This window comes from Ardenticatena maritima (genome assembly GCF_001306175.1).
Lineage (GTDB): Bacteria > Chloroflexota > Anaerolineae > Ardenticatenales > Ardenticatenaceae > Ardenticatena > Ardenticatena maritima.
The window spans coordinates 49,495-67,142 of record NZ_LGKN01000009.1 but is presented as its reverse complement, the minus strand read 5'-3'; the positions used below and the strand labels follow the sequence as shown (position 1 = coordinate 67,142).

Sequence of the window (17,648 nt, the reverse complement as noted above, 5' to 3'; positions counted from 1 at the left end):
AAAAGCACATGCTTCTCAAACAAAAGTCCCTTCGACGCAAAACCGCCCCCGCACATGGCGGGGGCGGTCTGCTATGCCGACGTTTTGGTGCTTACGCGCGCCCTTCTTGCACAGCACGCAGCAACTCGCCTAAATCGGCGAAGACGTAATCGGGCAAGATGGGAGTGATTTCCAACTCCTCTTCACTGGTCACGCCCCCCAGAATGAGAATCGTGGTCATGCCCATGCGGTGGCCGCCTTCGATGTCGGTGTCAAGGCGGTCGCCGACCATAGCCACCTCTTCGGCTTGTAGCCCCAATCGGCGCAGGGCTTCGCGGAAGATGATTGGCTCGGGTTTGCCGATGATGATGGGGCGTTGCCCGGTCGCGCGTTCCACCGCCGCCAAAATTGCGCCGCATCCTGGGGCAAGCCCTTCTTCGCTGGGGTAGGTGGCGTCCGGGTTGGTGCCGATGAATGTCGCGCCCGCGTTGATGGCAAGCGTGGCGATTTTCAACTTCTCATACGTGAGTGTTGGGTCAAGCCCAACCACAACGGCATTCACCTCAGAGGGGGGAACGCCGTCCACCACCTGCAAGGCGTGCCGCCGAAGTTCTGAGCGCAACCCTTCGGTACCGATAGCATACACAGTTGCACCGGGCGCCTGGCGTTGCAACCAGGCGGCGGTGGTTTCCGCCGAGCCCAAAATACGCTCCGCGGTGATGGGAATCCCAAGCCGCGCCAGTTTGGCTTCGTATTCGGCGGAGGTGCGTGTGGCGTTGTTCGTCACACACAAGTAGGGGATGTTGTGCTCATGCAAGTATGCAATCCATTCGCGTGCGCCGGGGCGCACTGTGTTGCCCCGATAGAGCACGCCGTCCATGTCCAGCAGATACCCTTTGACAGCGCCAAGATGTCCCATGTGTTATGCCTCGATGTTGGTCTGAATGTGCAGATGTTGAGGAACGGCTAATGTGCTGACGGTGAAACGAAACACACAGATGAAGAGCATCGGCCATGCCCACCAGCGTTGCCCGGTCAACAGGCCGCCCATCAAGGCGTACACGCCGGGGAAAGCCGTGTACGTGGCGTGAGTCAGGTTGGTGAGGAAGCGCACCTGACGTTCCTTTGCCATGCGGATGAGTACCCAGAGCATCATGGGGATTTCGCTGACCACAATCAGCCCCAAGCCAAACAGCAAAATGCGCGTAGGCCAGGGCGAACCAAGACGCTCCGGAGACAAGAACGCCAGCCACGATGTTGGCGCGCTGAGGAGCCATGTCAGCAGGCAGAAGAGCGTGCCGAGCACCAGTCCCCCGACGCCATACCACACAAACGTGCGGCGGGCGCGCTGGGACGTCCTAGGCGGCGTCGTGTTCATTGGTCTCCTCTTCTTCAATGTCCATGATGGCAACCGCAATCCCCCAGGCGATAAAGCCCCACGTGCTACCGGCGATGACCGTTGCCACAAAAAAGGTGCGCACATTGAAGTCAATCTCGGGGTTGCGCGCAATGCCCAGAAGGCTCAGCGCCATAGCGGCAAGCGCCGTTGCAATCCCGATTTTGGTGGGTAAGTCCAATTGCGACCAGGCACGCATAGACGTCTCCTTTCCTTCCTGGGGCGATTATAGAACGCCCTTTGAATGAAGCAAGCCGCTTACGAAAGGGCTTGCAGCCGTTCCACGTAAGGCGTGAAGCGTGCGGGCAACAAGCGCATGAGCACCCCCCAATCGTCGGGGGTGAAGGCTTTGAGGCTGAACAACCCCACCAGGTACACAACGCCTGCGAGTGGAATGGCGGCGTAAAACGGCAAGCCCCCCACCCAGAGCGGCAACGCCATGAGCGCCGACGCCAGCAGCGGCGCGCCGAAAATATGCCGCCACGGAATTGCGCCCACGTGTTGACGCAACAGGTAGTAGAAGGGGAGCAGCAAAGCGATTTCGCTCAACACAGTGTTGACGGCGGCGGCTTGATAGGAGAAGCGCGGAATAAGGGCAAGGTTCGCCACGAGGTTGAAGCCAACCCCTATGACGAACGCGCGCGTGAGATAGCGCTGTTGGTTCACGGCAATCAAGACGTAGTGCACAACCGAGTTGATGAAACTGAATGGCAAGAACCAGATGAGCAGGCGCAAGGCGGTCGCTGAGTGGGGCAGGTATTCGGGACCACCGAAGGCGAGGATGATGCCGTCCGCGTAGCGCACTGTCAGGATGCAGATAGGCAATGCCAGCATGACCAGCCAGCGCAGGGAAAGCACCGTTGTACGCAAAAGGGCGTCGCGCGCGCCTTCGGCGTAGCGCGCCATGACGGGAAAGATGGCGAGGGTGAACGAACTGGGGATGATGTTCAGCCCGTCAATGAATTTGTAGCCGACGTTATACCACCCTACAACCGTGTCGCCCTTCATCGGTTGGAGAATTGCCACGTCCATGCGGAAAAATGCCGTGCTCAGAAAGTCGTTCAACATGAGTGGGAAGGCTGTGCTCAGCATTGTGCGCTGGAACGACCAATCAAACGTCAGCCGCGGGCGCGAGACCAGCCCCTGGCGAATGAGCAAGAACGCCAGCAAGCCCAGCGTGATGATGTTGGTGATGATGGAAGTCGCCGCCAACCCGATGACACCGTAGCCCGCCAGCAGTGCGCCCGCTCCGATGCTCACTTTCAAAATGGTGGTGATGGTGGAGATGAGCGCCGGAATTTCAAACTTCTCAAAGGCGCGAAAAACCGCTGTGAGTGCGTCGGCGAGGTTGCTGGGAATCAATCCAATCGCCAGCAGGACAATCGCCCAACTGGTGGTGCGGCTCAAGCCAAATTGCGTTTCCCACACCCAGATGATGGCGAAGAGCACAGGGGCGGAGAGCGCGAACAGCCCCAAACGCGCCCAAATAGTGCTTGCCAGATAGCGGTCGGCGGCTTCACGGTCTTTTGCCACTTCGCGCGTGAGCAGCGTACCCAGCCCGAAGTTCGAGAAGATGATAAAGTACCAGATGATGGCGATGGCGAAGGCATACGCCCCCAAGCCCGCCGGTCCCAGGATGCGCGCGGTGAAGGCGGCGAAAACAGTATCTACGACTTTATTGAGGAGTTGGAGCGCCATGGGCGCCAGGCTGTTCTTGGCGACGCGCCGCACGGCGTGCTCGTCGGGTTGTTCCTGGTAGATGCGCCCCCACAACCAGTAGGCTGCGGCAAGCACCAGCAAAACGGTGCCCAGGAAACTGCCGAAAAAGCCCACTTTCACCGAGTTGGGGCTGTATTTCCAGCGCACCACCCATGCCCCGGCGGGCACTTCCACCGCCCGCAGCGCCCCGTTGGCGCGCCAGATGGGGATTTCGCGCTCTTCGCCGCCTTCCGCGGGGCGCACGAACGCCCGCCAGCCGGGAAACCACACGTCGGCGAGCACCAGCACCGCCGGCGCTTCGGTTTCAACTGCCATTTCGATTTCGTTTTCGGTGTAGCGCAGGATGGACGCGGGGACGGCGTCCATGCGCGTAGCGTTCGTTTCAGCGAGCGCAGGGCGGGCGTCGTCGGTCGCTTCCAGCCACACCTCGCGGCGCGGGTCAAGCGATTTTAAGTTGGCGATGATCTCTTCATGTGTGCGCACTTCGGCTTGCGCCGCCGGCAAGATGAACGCACGCGGCAACACGTCTTCGTTCTCGTAAATGCGTACCGCGCCTTCGTAGGCTAGCCGCCAACCGGGGCGCTCCACCGATTGCAGGGTGAGCACATAGCGCACATTCAGCAGGTCGAGCAAGGCGCTATCCAATGAGCCTTCCCAAAAGAGCGGCGAGATGCGGTTGTAGAGCAGTTGACCTTGCCCTTCGACTTGCTCCATGAACTCGACATAATGCTTGATGATGATGGAATCGTAGCCGCGAACGTCGTGCAAGCCGTAGAACCAGGGCGTGTTGGCGATGAAAACGGGTGGTCCCTCGCCATCCAGCGAGGTGAGACGCCAGGGCGTTGTAGGGTCGAATTGCTCGGTCAGCCAGGCAATCTCAGGTGGGGTGAAGTGAATCAAATCGGGTGAGGTGGCGGGATTGAACCCCCAGGCAGCAATGAAGAGGTCGGCAAAAACCACCGCCAGCGCGAGATGGGGAGCAAAACGATGACGACGCAGCAGCGCCAGCAACGCCAGCCCACTTCCCGCCAGGAAGACGCCGAACCAGGCAAAATTGCGCCATTGATAACTCACCAACAGCGCCGGGTCCCCGCCGAACGCCACGCGTGTCAATTCGCTCGCCTGCATGACGCGCTCGGCAAGCCGCACGAAAGGCGTGGGCACCATGAGCATGAGCCCCAACAGCGCCAGCCCGCCAAGCGCCCCCGCGAGCGCCAGCCGCCCCAGCCAGCGCGCCGCGGTGTGCAAGTGCTGGCTTTCGGTGCAGAGAGCGTGCCAGCCATACGCCGCGAGCACGCTGACGGCAACCGTGTACGGGTACACCCAGCGGAAGGGGGTGTGCAGTTGCTTCCAGCCGGGCAAGCCGTAGTAGAGCACGGCGTAGAAAGGCGTGCCAAAGATGAAGAGCATGCTGACCACAATCAGCACGGTAAAGAAAAGCGGCGTGCGCCGACGGCGTCCCCACCACGCCCCCAGGCTTGCCAGCAGGAGTGGGAAAACGCCGAGATACGCCGCCCCTTCGACGTAGTTCTTCCACGTGGGCAAGCCTTGCGTCCAGGCGACGTAGTTGAGCGTTTGCCCCATGACGTTTTGGGTGATGATGGGGCGCCATGTGCGCGCCACAATATCGAACACCTGGTGGCGTGCAGGGTTGCCCCAGAAATCGGGGATGAGGAACGCCATCAATTGGCGGGGTGGGTATGCCCAACTGCGCACTTCGGCAAGTGTGGCGCTGCCTTCGCGGAAGTTGGCGCGTACCAATTCATACAGGGGGACAAGTTGCGCCGCTCCTAACAGCGCCCCCACACATGCCAGCGCGACGCCCCAGAACGCCACAAGGTTCACCATGCGCCATGGATGCGCGCTGCGTTGGTCGCGCCACAACCCGACCAGATGCCAGACGCCGTAGAGGGCGCCCACCAGCACGTTGTAGTAGAACATTTCGGGATGCCCGGCGAGCGCCGAAAGCCCCACCGCGACGCTGCCAATGAACACCCAGGGAATGTAGGCTGTGGGGTCGGTAATGCCCTGGCGGGCTTTTTCAAACAGTTTGTGAATCATCGCCAGCAGCAGCGGGAGCCACGTGGCCGCGGCGATAATCATCTGGAAGACCACGCTGATGGTGAGAAAAGCGCTTCCTTGAAAGACCAGCCCGCCCAGCAGTGCGGCGCTTCGACGCAACCCAAGCACACGCAAGAAGATGTACATGTTCAGCCCGGCGAGCGCCAGCGTGATGACCGTAAACCAGCCATATGCCGCCCACACCGGCATGATGAGGAAGAGCACCGAAAGCGGGTAGAGCATGCTATGCTGCCCATCGGCGAGGAAGGGCATGCCGCTGAAAATGTGTGGGTTCCAGAGCGGCAACTGGCGCGTCTCGAACGAGGTGCGGAAATAGCGCTTCCAGGCGTAATTTTCCAGCAGAAGGTCGCTCAGCAATTCGTTGTGCGGCAATCCCACGCCCATTTGGTCGGCGTAGGCATGCCACGGGGCAAACTGATACAGATTGTCAAAGGGAACCAGGCTTTTCCCGCCCAGTGTCACCTGCCAGAAGAGCGCCATGGGGAGTAAAAAGAAAAACAACGCCGGAGCAAACCGGCGAACCAGATGACGCCAACGGCGATCGAACACGGCTTGCCACCTCATGGTTCTTGTTGTGATGCGGTGGAGTAAATCGGCGGGTGTGAGTGCGCGATGGGGCGAACATGGCGATGCCGCCAGCGGATTTGCCAGACACGCAAAGCGGCTTCGATTTTGACGGGTACGCTCAGTTTGCTTTTCCCAATGCGGCGGTCTTCAAAGTAGATGGGAATCTCGTGAACGCGGAAGCCCATCTTTTCACACAAGTAGGCGACTTCCACCTGAAAGATGTAGCCGTTGCTGACCACGCGCGAGAAATCAATCTGTTCGAGGACGTGGCGTCGGAATGCTTTGAAGCCCGCCGTCATATCTTTCACGCGCAAACGCAAAATCGCCCGCGTGTAGATTTGGTTCGCCCACCACGAAAGAAAATACCGCCACCAGGACCAACGCTCATCCACGCGCCCGCCTTCCACATAGCGCGACCCAACAACAACGTCGTAGGTGTCGAGCAGCGCAATCATCTGCGGGATGTATTCGGGAGAGTGGGAAAAATCGGCGTCCATCTGCACGACGGCGTCAGCGCCGAGCGAAAGGGCGTAGGCAAAGCCCATTTTGTAGGCGCTGCCCAAGCCTTGCTTGCCATTGCGGACAATGACGTGGATGCGCCCTTCGTGTTGGTTCGCAAGGGCACGTGCAATCTCGGCTGTCCCGTCTGGCGAGTTATCGTCCACGATGACGATGTGCAGGTCATCTAGCGGAAGCGCGAACAACGCTTCGATGAGTTGCTTGATGTTGTCGCTTTCATTATATGTTGGTACAACGATACAAACTCGCAAAATAAAAAACCTCCCATTGCACGGGATTTTTCCGGCGCGCGATTATAGCAGGTGTGCAAGGCTGGTCAATTGCCATCATCTGGATATGTCAGCAAATCATTCACTAAAAAACGTTTAGATGTTTACACCAGCAGGAAAATGAAGGGCAACTCGTCCCGCGTGCAAAGAAGGGTTATGCTCAAAGGGGTTGACATGGACAAATCGAAGCGCAAGCAAACGCAACCGCGTTGTGTGTTTATTCTCGCGACTCGCAAAACCATTTTAGACACACTGGCGGCCTTGTTGCGTGATGTCGGCTATGAGGTGGTCGCCGAACGCAATCGGCGGCGCCTGGTGCGGCAGGCGCGGTATATGTCGCCCGATGTCTTGCTGGTGGATTTGGCGCATACCAACACAGAAATGCTCGAAACATGCCACGCCATCCAGCGGAGAATCCGTGTGCCGCTGGTCCTGATTGGCAGCGAATCCGACATTCCCCAAATGGACTCTTTTCGCGAAGCGTTCCATGTGGCTGACGAAGTGATTCGCCCATTTGAAAATGAGCGCCTTCTGGATGCGATTGAGAAGGCTTTTGATGAGACCCGCTGGCTTGAAATTGGAGATGTGCGCTTGGATCGCCGGTTGGCGGTGCTGGAAACCCCGCGAGGCGCCTTCCATTTGCGCCCAAAAGAGTTCTTGCTGCTTGAATTGCTTATGCGACATCCGGGGCGCCTCTTTACGCTAGGGGAGTTGGCGCACCGTGTATGGGAGTGGGATGAAGATTACGTGAACATTGACCCCGATGATGAAGACCCCGCATTGCGCAAGAAAAAATACGGCACGCTCTATGTGCACATTCGCTGGTTACGCAAAAAACTGGAAGCAAACCCAAACCGACCGCGCTACCTGCACACCGTGCGTGGCAAGGGGTATGTTTTTGAAGACCGCGGCGCAATGTAGCGTTCTTCCAAAAGCGAATTGGACAAACATACCAGAATGCGTATTATAAGCAGCCGCCATTCATGCCAATTCACCCTGTAAGGGTTCAAGAGAGAGACGACAGTTAAGGAGGGAAGGCGCGTGGCTAATACGAAATCGGCGAAGAAGCGCATTCGCCAGAACGAAAAGCGCCGCTTGCGCAATCGCTTTTTCAAAGGGAATGCACGTTCGTTCATCAAACGTGCGCGCCTGGCGATTCAAGAAGGGAACTTGGAAGAAGCCGAAATGTGGGTGCGGAAGGCCTACAAGGCGCTGGATAAAGCCGCGAGCAAGGGGGTTATTCATCCCAACAACGCGGCACGCCGCAAGTCGCGCTTGATGAACATGCTCAACCGCGCTCGCTCGGCTTCCTAAGCGATTGCCGCAGCCGGAAAGCAAAAACGCCTCGCATGATGCGGGGCGTTTTTGCTTTGGGCGGCTTTTTCTTCACGGGGTGCGGGCTTCTATCTCGGCAACCGGTAGCCCGCTTGGAACCCACGTCGGTATTTCTTGCGCAAGGGTGTACACAGCGGGGTCGGTGAGCGCGTGCAAGAACGCGAGCAGGTCGGCGAATTCGTCATCGCTGATGGTGGTGGGGTGCAGGTTGCGGTCGAGTGTGTCGAGGAGCGCTTCTTGTACAGCGGGGTCGTCCTGATACGTGGCGACCAGGTCTGCAGGAAGGTGCGCCGAAGGCGTGTAGGTGCGCAGTGATTCAGCCGGATTGAGGTGGTGGCGCACGGCGGCTTCCAGCGTGCGGAAAGCCCCGTTGTGCATGTATGGACCGGTGACGGCGACGTTGCGCAAAGGGGGCGTGCGGAAGGCGTAGCGGTCAGTGGGGGAACCGCTCACCAGTTCGCGCCCAAAATCAAAGGGCGCGCTTGCCCCTTTGCCGGGTCCCAATTGCGGCACGGCGATATTGTGGGCTTGCTGGTCGGTCATCAGCGGGCCGCTATGGCATGCACTGCACCCCAGTTCGCCGTAAAAGAGCAGGGCGCCGCGTTTGGCGGCGGGTGAAAGGGCGCTATCGTCGCCGCGCAGATAGCGGTCCCATGGGCTGTTCAGCAAGGTAAACGCCTCGCGTTCAAAAGCGGCGATGGCGTTGGCGACATGGGCAATCGTTATCTCCTCGAAGCGTGTGCCGGGATACGCGTCTTCAAACAAGGGGCGGTAGGGCGGTGTGCGTTGCAAGCGTGCCACAATCGCGTTCCAGATAGCCGGGAAGTCTTGCGCGGGAATCTCGGCGAGTTCGTTGGGGTGTCCGAACAGGTCACGATCGCCGGGCATGCCACGCATTTCATGTTCGGCTGTGGGCGGGAAGAGGGCTTGTGCGGCGAGCACATCATCAATACCTTCGGGGAGAAAAGCGCCGGCTGGGGTGAGAAGACGCCCGTCAGGCATTTGCTCGATGCGCATATCCCAAAACATCGTCGTCCAGAGTGCTGAGCCACGGTTGAAAACATCGGGAGCGTTGCGCGGAATGTGGGGGCGTTCTTGTCCACGTTGGCGGTCGGGTCCCAGCCCCACGCCGGCTGTCCCCACCGAGAGCGGGCGAGCGTCGCTTGTGGCCAGCGCGGGGTGGTGGCAGGTAGCGCACGAAGTATCCCGATTGCCGCTCAACAGTTTGTCGAAGTAGAGCATACGCCCCAATTCAACTTGCGCGGGTGAAGCGGGTGCGCCTGGCTCTGGCACAGTGATATTGTGTTCGAGCAGGCGGCTCCGCAAGAGGCGGTCGAGCGGGTCGCTCGCTTGGGCGGGTTGAAACCCGACGGAGATGAGCCCCACCAGCGCAAGGAGGAAGAGGCTCCCGGCCAACCAGGCTTTGTGGCGCACCAGCATGAATGCTTAGCCCTCCTCGCTTTCCGTGTCCAGAAAGACTTCGTGAATTTCCAACTTGCTTGGAGCAGTGAACGCCTCTTTGGGCAACGTACCGGAACGGGCGTGCCCCTTCTGAAACGCTTCTGATTCGGTCCAGGCTTTGAAAGCGTCCAGCGATTCCCAAAATGTGAGGACAACGTATGGGTCGCCTTCATTGAGGGGACGAAGCACCTTGTTGGCGATAAAGCCCGGCATATGGTCAACCAAGCCGGCGCGGCGGCGAAAGCGTTCTTCAAAGGCGTCGGCGTAGTCCGGGTGCACGTAAATGCGGTTGGCAACAACAATCATCAAGCGCCTCCTTGGGGTCGTGAGTATGCGGATTGTGCTACAAGTTGGTGAAAATGCAAAAGCACCTGCTCGAAAGCAGGTGCTTTTGTGAGGCGGGGAGGGCGGGATTTGAACCCGCGAGGGAGGTTTTAGCCCCCCTAGTCGCTTAGCAGGCGACCGCACTCGACCAGGCTATGCGACCTCCCCACAGATATCACGAGCGGAGGAGGAGGGATTCGAACCCCCGTGGCCTCTCGGCCCATCCGCTTTCAAGGCGGCGCCGTTTGTCCACTCCGGCACTCCTCCGTGTCCGGGGTGCGCCGCTCCTCGACTGCGCGGGGTAGTATAGTCAAAAAAGGGGTTCTGTCAAAGCCAAAGAGTTTTTGATGGGTGAAAATTCATTCCCCCCTTGACAACGCCTCCCTTTTTGAGTATAGTAAGTTTAGTAAACAAACTAACCTCATCGGAATAAACCCAGATGCGCACACGAACCGAAAAAGCAACGCGACGCCAAACACGTGAACACAACCGACGCCTCGTCTTGCGGCATATTTTCGACGCCCAGGACGGTATCAGCCGCGCGGATGTTGCCCGCCTGACGCGCCTCACCAAAGCCACCGTCTCAGACTTGGTGGCGGAGTTGATGCGCGATGGCCTGGTGGAGGAAGCCGGCATTGGTGAAGCCTCGTCCGCGGGGGGGAAGCCGCCTTTGCTGTTGCGTGTGGTTGATGGAGCGCGCGAGGTCTTCGCTGTGGACGTGAGCGGCGACCAGTTTCGGGCGGCGGCGCTGGATTTGCGCGGACGCGTGTTGCGTGAGCAGGTGGCTGACGCTGAAGACCTAACGGGCGAAGCCGCGCTGGCGCGCCTCGATGCGTTGCTCGACGCGCTGTATGCGGAGCGGCAAGCCCCTGTGGTCGGCATTGGGATCAGTTCACCCGGTCTGGTGGATACCGAAAACGGCATTGTGTGCCGCGCGGTGAACCTGCAATGGCAAGATGTCCCGCTCAGAGAGCGGCTCCAGACACGCTTCGGCGTGCCTGTGTATGTGGCGAACGACAGTCATCTGACGGCGCTGGCCGAATACACTTTCGGCATGGGCTCCCCCGACGCCAACGTTGTGGTGGTCAAGGTGGGGCCTGGTATTGGTTCCGGGCTGGTGTTGAACGGGCAACTCTTCTACGGGGATGGGTTCAGCGCCGGTGAAATTGGGCACTTGGTGGTGGCTGATGATGGCGTGCTCTGCTCATGCGGCAATCGTGGATGTTTGGAGACGGTGTCCAGCATGCGCGCCTTGTTCGCCAACGTGCGCCATTGGCTCACCGTTCACCCAGATTCGCCGGCGGCGACGCTGTTGACGCCGCCGCTGAGTTGCGCCCGCATTGCCGACGCCCTGGCGGTTGACGCCCGCTTGGGCGATGTGGTGGATGAGACGGCGCACTGGCTGGGGCGCGCCCTGGCGGCTGTTGTGGGTGTGCTCAACGTGCGCTACGTGCGTTTGACCGGACCGGTGCGCGTTTTCGGCGACCGGTTCATTGACGCGGTGCAGGCGGCGTTGCACCGTTCGGTTTTGCCGGAATTGGCAGCCCAATGCGAGGTGGCATTTGGGGCATTGGGCGATGAAGCCCCGTTGTTGGGCGCGTCAGCCTATGTGCTGTCGCGCGAACTGGGATTGCGCTAACCGATGAACGCAGGGGCAATCTGGATGGTGGCAACACGGACATTCTTCGTTGGCTTTGATGTGGGGGGGACGAAAATCGCCGCAGGGGTTGCCAATGGCGATGGCCGTTTTCTCGATGTGGTCCGTATGGCGACACCGCCCGCCGGGGAGTTGGTGGATCTGCTCTCGGCAACGGTGCAGCACTTTGTTGAACGTTTGCGCGCGATGGGGGCGCACCTTGGCGCTGTTGGCGTTGGCATACCGGGGCAAGTACGCGATGGCGTCGTGCGGCAGGCGGTCAATTTGGGGATTGATGAATGCCCATTGAGGGACTTGCTTGCCATGCGTGTTGGCGTGCCGGTTGTGGTTGAAAACGATACGAGCGCCGCCGCGTTGGGGGCGTTCCACTTGCTCCAACAGCGCGAACCATTGCGCAGCCTGGTGTATTTGGGCATTGGGACGGGCTTTTCGGCCGGCATTGTGCTGGATGGGCGCGTGTACCGCGGGTCGAATGGCCTGGCGGGGGAAATTGGGCATGTGGTGGTTGACCCGGACGGTGCGCCGTGTGCATGCGGTGCGCGGGGATGCCTGGAAACGGTGGTATCGGGAACGGGGCTGGCGCGGCAAGCCCAAATCGCGCTGGTGCATGTGCCGGAAAGTCTGCTGGCGGAAGCGGAACCGCTGGACGCGCGGGCTGTGTACGCCGCCGCGCGACAGGGCGACCGCCTGGCGCAACACCTGGTGGAGCGCAGCGCCGCCATGCTTGCCCAGGCGATTGCGTGGTTGGTGTTTGGGCTGGATGTGGACAAGGTGGTGCTTGGCGGTGGCGTTGCCCGTGAAGCAGACGTGCTTCTGCCTATTGTGCGCCGCGCCTTGCGTGCGCAGTATGGGCATTCCCGCTTGTTCGACCTGTTCGGGTTGGATGAAAAACTCACAGTCCTGTCGGGGGAAACCGAGGCGGGCATGGTCGGCGCATGGGCGTTGGCGCATGCCGCCCGAGAAAAGGCTGAGCCGCAATCAGAGAAAGGAGGTGGGGGAACGGAGAGCAAAAGCGCGTAGACCCTGTGTTGTTCATCACTTTTCTTGTGTTCAAGCCGTAACGACCAACATTTTTGAGGAGGAGGCATATGCGTATCCGCTGGCTGGCGACCCTTTTGGTGATTTTGGCGTTGGCGTTAGCCGCCTGTGGTGGTTCGTCTGAATCATCTGAGCCGTCTGAACCGCAACAGGAACAGACCACCCAAACCGAAGAATCAACGCAGAGCGAACAGACAACCGAAGAAACCACAACGCAAGAAGAAGCCACCTAGGAAGAAAGCGCGCCCGCCGAGAGCAGTGGCGAAAAAGTGACGTTGCGCGTCATGGTGGTGGACTACATCAAGGACAAGACCGACGTTTGGCTGGAAAACGAAGTCGTGCCCGCCTTCCAGAAAGAGCACCCCAACATTGACGTCGAATTCATCTACGTGAACTGGGGCACGTTGGACGAAACGGTGCAAGGCTACTTTGCGGCCGGCGACGGCGCTGACATCATCAACCTGGGGTCGGAATACATCGCCGCCTATGGCGACCGCCTGGCGCCGCTGAACGCCTACTTGGGCGAAGAGGCCTGGCCGGACATCAAGCAGTTTGTGCCCGCCGCGCTGGACACGGTGACGTGGAAGGGCGAATTGCGCGGCTTGCCCTGGCTGACCGCGCCGCGCGCCTACATGTGCCGCAGCGACTTGCTGGCGGAAATCGGCTTTGAGCAGCCGCCGCGCACCTTCCCCGAAGCGATTGAAGAAGCCCGCGCCGGCACAATCATCGAAGACGGTGCGCTGAAGCGTGCCGGTATCGTCACCACGGGGCGCCTGGATGACTGGCAAGAGTACATCGCGCTCATCTGGTCGCTGGGTGGCGAACTCTACAAGGAAAACGGTGAACCCGCCTTCGATTCGCCGCAGGCGCGTGATGCGCTCAAATTCATGTACGACCGCCGCCGCGCCGTCTATCCCGATGAAACCATTGCCGACCTGCCCGAAGCCAACGGCTCGCGCCTGGCGGATGGGACGGCGGTCTGCATGTGGGGCAACTTGTGGGGCGCGCCGCCTGTGGACGACCCGCTGTGGGAACAGATTGTGTTCAGCCCCGGCTTGACCGACCCGGACAACTACCCCGAAAGCCGCCCGGTGGTGCAGGTCTTCAACGACTGGCTGGCTGTTCCCGCCTACTCGAAGCATGTGCCCGAAGCCGCCGAGTTCTTGAAGTTCCTCGGTTCGGCTGAGAACCTGAACCGCTACAACAAGGACTTTGGCTCCTTCCCGCCGCGTACCGACGCCTGGTTCGGCTATGTGGAAGAAGCGAAGCCGATGCAAATCATGGGCGACTTGATGAACGAGTACGGCCGCGGCTTTGCCGACATCCGCGAAACCGCCAAGCTCCGCGAAATTTTGCAGCGCGAAATGTCGGCCTACTTCACCGACTTGCAAGACCTTGATACGACCTTGGCGAACATTCAGAGCGCCTACACGCAGGTACTCCAAGACGCCGGCATGATTCAGTAAGGCGGCTGAGCGTGCGGGGCGTGGCCTGTTGGGCTGCGCCCCGCATGCCCAACAGGTGGATGCGAGTGAGGAGGCACCATGCTGGAAAGTTATGGCTATACCCTGGTCTGGTCGGCGGCGACGGTGGCTTTCATCTTGGCGTCAAGCGTGGCGCTGGGCTGGGTGGCGCGCTTGATTGTTCGGTGGCGCGGCGGGTCTCAGATTCACCAGCAAAATGCGTTTGCGGGCTACGCCTTTGCCGCCCCCTGGATGGTGGGGTTTGTGATTTTCGTGCTTGTGCCGGTGGCGGCTTCATTGTATTGGAGTTTCACAGTCTATCGGTTGCCCAATCCGCCGCAGTGGGTGGGGGTGCAAAACTACGTGCGCCTGCTGACGGATGACCCCAACTTCCGCGCGGCTTTGGTGAACACATTTTATTTTGTGCTCTTTGGTTTGCCGGCACAACTGGTTGTGGCGTTGCTGTTGGCCATTTTGCTGAACCAAAAACTGCGCGGCGAGCGCTTCTTCCGCACAGCGTTTTATCTGCCGGTCATTCTGGGGTTGAACGCAGCGGTGCTGCTTTCGTGGGTGCTCATGTTCAACGCCAACAACGGGTTCATCAACACGTTGTTGCGCATGCTCAGCAAGAAATCAACGCTGTTCAACCTGTTGTTGCGCGCCTTCATCTATGCCAACGAAAGCCTCAACGCCTTTTTCCTCGGTTTGCAAAGCGGCAACTTTACGCTCTTTGAGAAAACCATCAGCGCCTTCCCGGCGGCGCACCGTGTCCCGCTTTGGTTGCAAAGCCCGCTTTGGACCAAAACGTCCATTGTGCTGTTGCTGGTCTGGAGTTGCGGCTCGATGATGCTCATCTATCTGGCGGCGCTCAACAGCATTCCCCCCGAATTTTACGAAGCCGCCGAAGTGGACGGTGCGACACGCTGGCAGCGCTTCTGGAAAATCACCTTGCCGCTCATCTCGCCGGCGACGTTTTACAACCTCATCGTGGGCATGATTGCCATCATACAAATGTTCGAGCAACCCTACGTCTTGTTGCGCGACAGCCCGACGGTGGCGCAGTCGAGTTATACCGTGGTGTTCTACCTGTGGCGGGCGACATTCCGCTTCAATGAAATTGGCTATGGCGCCGCCATCTCCTGGATTCTGACGCTCATCATTCTGGTGATTACCTACTTCCAATTCCGATTCCAAGACCGCTGGGTGCAATACGACCTGCGCTAAACAGAGTGTTGAAGAAGGAGGATGCGCATGCAGGCGCATGAAGCACGCAAGCAAACCGAGGTGGCTCATCTGGCTGTGAGCGGGGCGCGGTGGCGCACATGGCAAACGCGGGTGGAACGCGGGGTGCTCTATCTGTTCCTGACAGCGGGGAGCCTGGTGATGGCGTTGCCGCTCATCTGGATGGTTCTCACCTCGTTCAAAACATACGAGGAAGCCAACGCCCCGCAATTGGTCTGGTTCCCATCCGACCCGCAATTGACGGCGTACACCCAAATTCTGCAAGATGTGGACTTTCTGCGCGCCTACGCCAACTCCATTTTCGTGACGGCGCTGGCGGTGCTGGGCACGCTCATTTCGGTCAGCGCGGTGGCGTATGCGTTCAGCCGCATTGAGTGGCCGGGGCGCAACGTGGTCTTCTTCCTCATGCTGTCAACGATGATGATTCCGTTCCAGGCGCTGATTGTGCCGCAGTACGTCTTCTTCAACAAAGTGGGCTGGATTGGCACGTACAACCCGCTCACCATTCCCGGCTATTTTGCCGGCGGTGCGGCTATGGTCTTCTTGTTGCGCCAGTTTATGCTGCAATTGCCGCGCGAATTGGACGAAGCCGCCTTCCTTGACGGGGCGTCGCACTTGCGGATTTGGTGGAGCATTATCTTGCCGCTTTGCCGCCCGGCGCTGGCAACCGTTTCGACGTTCCTCTTCGTCGGGCATTGGAACGCTCTGTTGCAACCGATTATCTACCTGCAAACCACCAAACTCTACACGTTGCCCGTCTATGTGGCGTCGTTGGTCAACCCACAGCAGACCACGCAACCCTGGCCAACCATCATGGCCGCCTCGGTGCTGACGGCGTTGCCGTTGCTGCTCGTGTTCTTCGTCGCGCAACGCTATCTCATCAGCGGCATTGTGTTGAGCGGCTCGAAAGGCTGAGAAGGGGGAACAATGGGGTACGAACAGGTAGTCGGAGACCATGTGTTGCTGGCGTTTGAAGGCACGGCACTAGACCAGGCCGTCCGCGAGCGCCTGTTGGCGTGGCGTCCCGCCGGGGTGACGCTCTTTCGCCATCTGAATATCGAATCGCCGGCGCAAGTGCGCGCGCTGACCGACGCCATCCAGCAGGTTGCCCGTGAAGTCGGGGGGGCGCCGTTTCTGATTGCCGCCGACCAGGAGGGGGGACAGTTGGCGGCTATCGGGGAGGGGGTAACGGCGCTCCCCGGCAACATGGCGCTCGGCGCGACCGGCTCCGACGACCTGGCGTTTCGCGCGGGTGAGGTGATTGGGCGCGAGTTGGCGGCGTTGGGGGTCAATGTCAACTATGCGCCTGTCTGCGACGTCAACAGCAATCCCCACAACCCGGTGATTGGCGTGCGTTCGTTCGGTGAAGACCCGCACGAGGTGGCGCGGCTGGCGGCGGCGATGATTCGGGGGATGCAGCGCCAGGGGGTTGCCGCTACCGCCAAGCATTTCCCCGGACACGGCGATACCGCCGAGGATTCGCACCGCAAAGCCCCCGTGGTGCCGCATGGGCGCGATCGGTTGGCGCGCATGGAGTGGGTGCCTTTCGCCGCCGCGATCGAAGCGGGGGTGCGGCTGGTGATGACGGCGCATGTGGCGGTGCCGTCCATCACCGGGCAGGAGACGTTGCCCGCAACGCTGTCGAGCGCCGTCATTGAAGGGGTGTTGCGGCGCGAATTGGGGTTTGAAGGGGTGGTGGTGAGCGATGCGCTGGACATGCACGCCATTCGCCAGGGCGAAGGGCTGATTCTGGATAGTTTGGCGGCGGTGCTGGCGGGCAACAACCTGTTGTTGCTGGGTCCCCAGGTTGACGACCAGGCGCGGGTTGTGCGTGCGCTGCAACAGGCGCTGGAACGCGGTTTGTGGCCGTCTGCTCAGGCGCGCGCCGGCACGCACCCCGTGCGCCAGTTGCGCCGCTGGGTTGCCGAACAAGCGCCCCAGCCTACGCTGGACGTGTTGGCGTGTGAAGCCCACCGCCGCGTTGCGCAAGAAATCGCCGAACGCTCCATCACCCTTGTGCGCGATGAAAACCATGTGTTGCCCTTGCGCCCCAGCGCCTCGGCGCGGATTGGCGTCTTCGTGCCTCAGCCGGTTGATTTGACCCCCGCCGATACCTCTTCGACGGTGCGGCTCCAATTGGGGCGCGCGCTCCGCCGTTTTCATCCCCTGGTGTGCGAATACATCTTCCCCCCCGACCCCGGCGAGGACGAAATCGCCAGCCTTGTCGAGCAGGCGCGCATTTTTGATTACGTCATCGTTGCCACACAGAACGCCTGGCAACAACCCGCGCAAGCCGACCTGGTGCGAGCCTTGGTGGCGGCCGGCGTGCAACCCATCGTTGTGGCGTTGCGCTTGCCCTACGACCTGACAGCATTCCCGCAGGTGCGCACCTTTGTTTGCACGTACAGCCTGCAACCCCCTTCCATCGAAGCACTCGCCAAAGCCCTCTTTGGTGAAATTCCATTCTCAGGACGTTTACCCGTCTCTCTTCCGGGGCTGTTCCCCCGCGGCCACGGTTTGCACACGACTCGCCATTTGACCGTCATCCCTGCATCGAAGCCCCACGAAGGCAAGTCGGCCGACATGTCGTCGTAAGC

At 60.2% G+C, this 17,648-nt stretch carries 16 protein-coding genes and 2 tRNA genes; 9 read left to right on the top strand and 9 right to left on the bottom strand.

Annotated features, from left to right (window positions below; genetic code table 11):
* Positions 1–91: 91 nt before the first annotated feature.
* Genes SE16_RS13195 through SE16_RS13175 form a run of 5 tightly spaced genes read right to left on the bottom strand, consistent with a single transcriptional unit; the run spans position 92 to position 6,513 of the window.
* A complete protein-coding gene (locus SE16_RS13195; RefSeq protein WP_054492886.1) occupies positions 92–898 on the bottom strand; it encodes an HAD-IIA family hydrolase in 807 nt (268 codons plus the stop codon).
* Positions 899–901: 3 nt separating this feature from the next.
* Positions 902–1,357 (bottom strand): hypothetical protein, encoded by a 456-nt coding sequence (locus tag SE16_RS13190; protein WP_054492885.1) that lies wholly within the window; start codon positions 1,355–1,357, stop codon positions 902–904.
* Entirely contained in the window at positions 1,338–1,574 is a 237-nt protein-coding gene (locus tag SE16_RS13185; RefSeq protein ID WP_054492884.1) for a hypothetical protein, read from the bottom strand. Before SE16_RS13185 ends, SE16_RS13190 begins: the two co-directional genes overlap by 20 nt.
* A gap of 59 nt (positions 1,575–1,633) precedes the next feature.
* Positions 1,634–5,740, bottom strand: coding sequence for a flippase (locus SE16_RS13180; RefSeq protein ID WP_082374214.1), 4,107 nt, complete (start codon positions 5,738–5,740; stop codon positions 1,634–1,636).
* Positions 5,737–6,513 carry a polyprenol monophosphomannose synthase gene (locus SE16_RS13175; RefSeq protein ID WP_082374213.1) on the bottom strand — a complete coding sequence of 259 codons (777 nt, stop codon included), beginning with the start codon at positions 6,511–6,513 and terminating at the stop codon, positions 5,737–5,739. Before SE16_RS13175 ends, SE16_RS13180 begins: the two co-directional genes overlap by 4 nt.
* Before the next feature lie 231 nt (positions 6,514–6,744).
* Here SE16_RS13175 and SE16_RS13170 point away from each other — a divergent pair, with 231 nt between their 5' ends.
* On the top strand, positions 6,745–7,452 hold the full coding sequence (locus SE16_RS13170) for a response regulator transcription factor (RefSeq protein WP_161804552.1): 708 nt from the start codon (positions 6,745–6,747) through the stop codon (positions 7,450–7,452).
* Between the two features lie 120 nt (positions 7,453–7,572).
* Positions 7,573–7,845 carry a 30S ribosomal protein S20 gene (gene rpsT, locus SE16_RS13165; RefSeq protein WP_054492880.1) on the top strand — a complete coding sequence of 91 codons (273 nt, stop codon included), beginning with the start codon at positions 7,573–7,575 and terminating at the stop codon, positions 7,843–7,845.
* 72 nt (positions 7,846–7,917) lie between these two features.
* Here the strand turns inward: rpsT and SE16_RS13160 are convergent, their stop codons facing one another.
* The 4 genes from SE16_RS13160 to SE16_RS13145 form a co-directional block, all read right to left on the bottom strand.
* Positions 7,918–9,306 carry a cytochrome-c peroxidase gene (locus SE16_RS13160; protein ID WP_054492879.1) on the bottom strand — a complete coding sequence of 463 codons (1,389 nt, stop codon included), beginning with the start codon at positions 9,304–9,306 and terminating at the stop codon, positions 7,918–7,920.
* A 6-nt stretch (positions 9,307–9,312) separates the two neighbouring features.
* Complete coding sequence (locus SE16_RS13155) at positions 9,313–9,633, bottom strand: antibiotic biosynthesis monooxygenase family protein (RefSeq protein ID WP_054492878.1); 321 nt, start codon at positions 9,631–9,633, stop codon at positions 9,313–9,315.
* A 93-nt stretch (positions 9,634–9,726) separates the two neighbouring features.
* A tRNA-Ser gene (locus tag SE16_RS13150) sits at positions 9,727–9,819 on the bottom strand.
* A gap of 14 nt (positions 9,820–9,833) precedes the next feature.
* A tRNA-Ser gene (locus SE16_RS13145) sits at positions 9,834–9,918 on the bottom strand.
* 172 nt (positions 9,919–10,090) lie between these two features.
* Here SE16_RS13145 and SE16_RS13140 point away from each other — a divergent pair.
* From SE16_RS13140 to nagZ, 7 genes are all read left to right on the top strand, one after another.
* Positions 10,091–11,290, top strand: coding sequence for an ROK family transcriptional regulator (locus SE16_RS13140; RefSeq protein WP_060687720.1), 1,200 nt, complete (start codon positions 10,091–10,093; stop codon positions 11,288–11,290).
* Between the two features lie 24 nt (positions 11,291–11,314).
* The gene (locus tag SE16_RS13135; RefSeq protein ID WP_054492877.1) at positions 11,315–12,328 is read left to right on the top strand and encodes an ROK family protein; all 1,014 of its coding nucleotides are present in this window, start codon (positions 11,315–11,317) and stop codon (positions 12,326–12,328) included.
* Between the two features lie 68 nt (positions 12,329–12,396).
* Positions 12,397–12,579, top strand: a complete 183-nt coding sequence (locus SE16_RS13130) for a hypothetical protein (protein ID WP_054492876.1) — start codon at positions 12,397–12,399, stop codon at positions 12,577–12,579.
* A 36-nt stretch (positions 12,580–12,615) separates the two neighbouring features.
* A complete protein-coding gene (locus tag SE16_RS13125; RefSeq protein WP_054492875.1) occupies positions 12,616–13,812 on the top strand; it encodes an ABC transporter substrate-binding protein in 1,197 nt (398 codons plus the stop codon).
* 78 nt (positions 13,813–13,890) lie between these two features.
* Entirely contained in the window at positions 13,891–15,033 is a 1,143-nt protein-coding gene (locus SE16_RS13120) for a carbohydrate ABC transporter permease (RefSeq protein WP_054492874.1), read from the top strand.
* A 27-nt stretch (positions 15,034–15,060) separates the two neighbouring features.
* On the top strand, positions 15,061–15,966 hold the full coding sequence (locus SE16_RS13115) for a carbohydrate ABC transporter permease (RefSeq protein ID WP_054492873.1): 906 nt from the start codon (positions 15,061–15,063) through the stop codon (positions 15,964–15,966).
* 12 nt (positions 15,967–15,978) lie between these two features.
* A complete protein-coding gene (nagZ, locus tag SE16_RS13110; RefSeq protein WP_054492872.1) occupies positions 15,979–17,646 on the top strand; it encodes a beta-N-acetylhexosaminidase in 1,668 nt (555 codons plus the stop codon).
* Positions 17,647–17,648: the final 2 nt, after the last annotated feature.